General features: G+C 29.2%; 4 protein-coding genes. All 4 read left to right on the forward strand.

The window, feature by feature from the left end:
• Positions 1-73: 73 nt before the first annotated feature.
• The 4 genes from Q0370_RS00965 to rfaE1 all read left to right on the forward strand — a co-directional run bounded on the left by Q0370_RS00965 (position 74) and on the right by rfaE1 (position 4,516).
• Complete coding sequence (locus Q0370_RS00965; protein ID WP_299570872.1) at positions 74-1,465, forward strand: hypothetical protein; 1,392 nt, start codon at positions 74-76, stop codon at positions 1,463-1,465.
• Between the two features lie 103 nt (positions 1,466-1,568).
• Positions 1,569-2,135 (forward strand): hypothetical protein, encoded by a 567-nt coding sequence (locus Q0370_RS00970; protein WP_299570863.1) that lies wholly within the window; start codon positions 1,569-1,571, stop codon positions 2,133-2,135.
• A gap of 30 nt (positions 2,136-2,165) precedes the next feature.
• Positions 2,166-3,353 carry a type II secretion system protein GspD gene (locus Q0370_RS00975; protein WP_299570866.1) on the forward strand — a complete coding sequence of 396 codons (1,188 nt, stop codon included), beginning with the start codon at positions 2,166-2,168 and terminating at the stop codon, positions 3,351-3,353.
• 161 nt (positions 3,354-3,514) lie between these two features.
• Positions 3,515-4,516, forward strand: a complete 1,002-nt coding sequence (rfaE1, locus tag Q0370_RS00980) for a D-glycero-beta-D-manno-heptose-7-phosphate kinase (RefSeq protein ID WP_299570869.1) — start codon at positions 3,515-3,517, stop codon at positions 4,514-4,516.
• Positions 4,517-4,624 lie beyond the last annotated feature (108 nt).

Genomic DNA, 4,624 nt, shown 5'->3' on the forward strand with positions numbered 1-4,624 from the left:
TAAAGTACTTAGAACAAAGATTGATAGAGATTATAGTTTTGACTTACAGATAAAAACAGATATTAAAGGGCGTATTACTTCTGTTGAGTTAGATCCTAATGAGCATACTTTTAATGATGAAATATATTTTTTTGAAAATCAGGAGCTTGAAATGGCTTTAGAATCGTTTTTTGAGGAAAATCAGATTGAAAAAAATACTAAAGCGATTGTAATTTTACATTTTTCATATTTTTTATTTAGTAATTTTGGAGAAAATGTGGAAAAATCTGATAAAAAAGAAAATAATGTTGAAAAGTTAGAGAAAAAGTCTGTAAATTTGGAAGATATTTCGGAAATTTTTAAGAAAAAAATTAATTTTGTGAATAGAAAATTGGTTATAAATCATTTGGAAAATCAATTTTTAGATATTTATTTGGATAAAAGGGAGATTAATAAAGTAAAAAATTGCCTGAAAAAATATTCTGTGGTAATTTCGGAGCTGAAAATAGATTTTGACGCTGTTTATAATTACTATAGGGACGGAAATTTTGAAATAAATCAGAATGAAAATTTTGAAAATGAAAATAATTTTTTGAAAAATGAAGAAAATTTTCAGAATATAATAGGAAATTTTGAAGGTATTCAGGAAACAGGAGTTATTGAAAAATTAGATATCAATAGGAATTTGGGTGAAATAGAGGAAATTGATATAAATGAAGAGAGTAGCGATAATCAAGGGATTTTTAGCATTGGTGTAAAGTCAGGGAATAAAAGTGATAGAATAGAGATTTTGCAGATTGGGGAAGAAAATAGCCTTAGAATTTTAATTGTGAATGAGAAAATTGTTGAAATAGAAAAAATTGAGTTGAGAACTGAGGATGTGGATGATGTTGAAAACTTTGATTTTGGAGATATGATAGTTGTTGGAAGTGGAGAAAATGATGTAAAAGTTATATTTACAGGGGCTGAACTTTCGGATAGTCCTGATTTTGTGAATAAAACGGCAATTTTTGATAAAGAGAGCGTAAAAAATATAAAATTTTCTGATGTTGTTATTGCTGGAATTTGTATCATTGCGTATTTTTGGATTTATAATTCAATTCCGCTTCAGAAAAAGACTGTTGAAAATGAGATTATTCAGAAAGAGATAAAATCGCTGGAAAAGGATTATTTGAAGAAAAAGGCTGAGGAAATTCCAGATTATTCAAAGGAGCTTGCTACACTTCGTGAAATTGATGGAGCGATAAAAAGGAGAGAATATTATTCGGTTATAAAATTTTTAGTTGAAAATAGTAAAAATGGTATTGGTTATACGAAAATTAATTATGAGAATACAAAGTGGACTGTGCAGGGGGAAATGGAGAATTTTAGTAATTTTGAAAAATTTGAGAATAATATTTTGAGAAAATATCCAAGCTCTGAATTGGGGTATTTGAAGGATAATGATACTGCAACGGTTTTTGAGTATGTACTTGAACCATTTTAAATTGATAAGTATTAAATAGTTTAAGCCAAATAGTCAGAAATTTTTAAGTTTTAGTGCGTAATTAAACTTTTTAATAGAATAAAGATATATAGGAAGAAATAGGATGATAAAATTAAATTTGAAGATATTGATACTTGTGGCTGGAATTGTTTTTATGCTGATAAGTATTAACAAAAAGTATGGGAAATATAAAGAGGTTTTGAATAATAGAAAGATTTTGATTGAGAATAAAAGGAATCTGGAAAGTAAGATTATAGATGTAGTGGAGGAGAAAAAGTCAGAACGTGAAAGAATTATGGGCGAATACAATCAAATATTGGCATTGACTCAAAGATTGTCGTTTTTGTCAATAAAAAATGAATCTGAATTTAAAAAGATGATTTATGTGTTTTCGCATGACAGCGGGCTTAAAATGAAAGAAATCTCAAAGTCGGAAAATGTGTGGGAACGCAATGGATATAGGCTCAAATATATTCATTTTACGATGTATGGAAGCCTCAATGACTTTGGGAAATTTATTTATTTTGTGAATAAAAGCAGAAAATATATTGATACTTCCAAAATGTTTATGGAACTCACAAGCGATGGATTTAAAATTTCGCTTGGCTTTATAGAGAAAGTTACAGATAAAAGGAAGATTAATACTGAAAATAAAGGAAAAATTGCATAAATCACATATTTGAAAGAGGGGATTAAAATTTTGAAAAAAAAGAAAAGTTATAGATTGTCAATTATTTGCTTTTTGTTTTTTTGGCTTGCTTTGAGTAATGTTTTTGGAGCAAAAACGGCTGATTATGTAAATAAGAGTGATGTAGAAAATGCTAAAAAAATATTTATTTATGAAGTTCCGAAGAAAGTGCAGGCTGAAAAAAAGGAAAATAGTGATAATAAGAGGAAAAATAGTAATAAGCAGGATAATAAAAATAATAATTCTGTAACTAAAAAAGAGGAAAATAAGAATCAGGGACAGAATCAGAATAATGTACAGCAGACTGTAAAGGAAGTTAAAAAGAAAACTGGAGAAGTTGACTTAGAATACAGAAATGTAAAGGATATTACCGAGGCACTTAATGGATTTTTTGGATTTGAAGTTATTGGAATTGACAATAAAGTAATTTTTAGCGGAGATGAGAGTAAAGTTGAGGAGATGAAAAGGATCATAAAGTCGCTAGATAAGGAAAAGGAGCAGATTATAATAAAGGGAACTATAATTGATACAAGTTCAAATTTGTTTGAGCGGCTTGGAATCGACTGGAGCATAAATAGTAATAATTCTAATGCGACTAAGGATAATCTAGTAGCAAAATTTTTGAATGGAGAAGTTTCGATTGCGTCAATTTTTTCAAAAGGAGGACGATTTTTAGGAATCGATTTTAATTTGCTGAAGGAAAATGGAGATATACGGATTGAGGCTATGCCGACACTTATGATTATGGAAAATGAGGAAGGAGAATTAAAGGTTACAGAGGAAGTGCTTGTTGGAGAAAAAAAGACTACAAAGAAAGATACAGAATATGTAGAGCCAATTTTTTCTGAAGCTGGTATAGTCTTTAGAATAAATCCTGAAATTAGAAAAATTAATGGAATAAAGAAAATATTACTCAAAATTGATACGGAAATAAGCAACTTTAAGCTAACTTCAAGCTATAACGCATCTTCTGGTGCTAAACAGAAGAATCAGACTAAAACAACAATTACGTTGAATAATGGTGGATCGACTTTCATTGGAGGATTAAAGCAGGATGTTAGCAAGGAAACAATAAGAAGAGTGCCAGTGTTATCAAAAATTCCTATAATTGGTCCATTGTTTAAGTATCGACGTACTAATAGGGAAATGCGGGATATTTACATTGAAATTGAAGCAGTAATTCAAGATAAAACTCAATAAAAAAATAATCATTTTAAATTTTTTTCAGTTCAAATGAAAAACTTTACAAATTATACTGCAAATTTCCAAAATATGTAGTATAATACTAAATAAAGATTTAAAACTAAAAAATATAATTGAAAATTGTAAATTAATGAATTTGAATTAAGGAAAGGAAAAAGATGATTTCAATTCAAAGGCTTGAAGAAATAATAAAAAAATTTAACAGTGTTAGAATTGCTGTAATTGGTGATATGATGCTGGATGAGTACCTAATTGGGAAAGTTAACAGGATTTCTCCGGAAGCACCTGTTCCGATTGTGAATATTGAAGAGGAAAGATTTGTGTTAGGAGGAGCTTCAAATGTAGCAAATAACTTGACTTCGCTTGAAGCAAAAGTTTTTGTTTATGGAGTAATCGGTAATGATGCAAATGGAGAAAAATTTATAAAAGAACTTGAAGATAAAAATGTGAATCCTGCTGGAATTGTGAAGGACGAAACCCGTCCAACGATTATTAAAAGTAGAGTTTTGTCACAAGGTCAACAGCTACTTAGATTAGACTGGGAAAAAGATACTGATATTTCAGAAGATATTCAAAATCAACTTTTGGAAAATTTTGAAAAAAATATTGAAAATATTGATGCAGTGCTGATTTCTGATTACAATAAGGGACTTCTTACAAAATATTTATCAGAAAAAGTAATCGAGATAGCAAAGAAACATAATAAAAAAGTAATGGTTGATCCAAAGCCGCAAAACTTTAAAAATTATATTGGAGCAACTTCAATGACTCCAAACAGAAAAGAAATTTTAGATTATTTTGGAATGAAAAAATTTACGAGCGAGGAAGAAATTGCTGAAAAAATGGCTCAATTAAAGGATGATTTAAAACTAGACAATGTTGTACTTACTCGGAGTGAAGAGGGAGTTTCGTTATTTAGAACAAAACATAAAAGGATACCGACTGTAGCAAGGGAAGTTTATGATGTTACAGGGGCTGGGGACACCTTTATATCGACATTTTTACTTTCAATATGTGCTGGAGCGGATTTATATGAGGCTGGGGTAATTGCGAATATGGCATCTGGAATTGTAGTAGCAAAAATAGGAACGGCTACTGCAACGCAAGATGAAATAATAGAATTTTACAAGGATAATGACAATATATTAAAAAATATATAAAAATGAAATGTCATTTGATTTAAAGATGTTATAAAATAATAAAATAAAAATAAAGTAAAATTAAAAAAATAAAATTGGCTGGGCACCGTGGCTCACGCCTGTAATCCC

The organism is uncultured Leptotrichia sp., assembly GCF_938036635.1.
Classification (GTDB): domain Bacteria; phylum Fusobacteriota; class Fusobacteriia; order Fusobacteriales; family Leptotrichiaceae; genus Leptotrichia; species Leptotrichia hongkongensis.

What these genes read in the sequence shown, in the direction of transcription:
- Q0370_RS00970 (WP_299570863.1), top strand. Translation starts at nt 1,569, where the DNA reads ATGATAAAATTAAATTTGAAGATATTGATACTTGTGGCTGGAATTGTT.
- rfaE1 (WP_299570869.1), top strand. Translation starts at nt 3,515, where the DNA reads ATGATTTCAATTCAAAGGCTTGAAGAAATAATAAAAAAATTTAACAGT.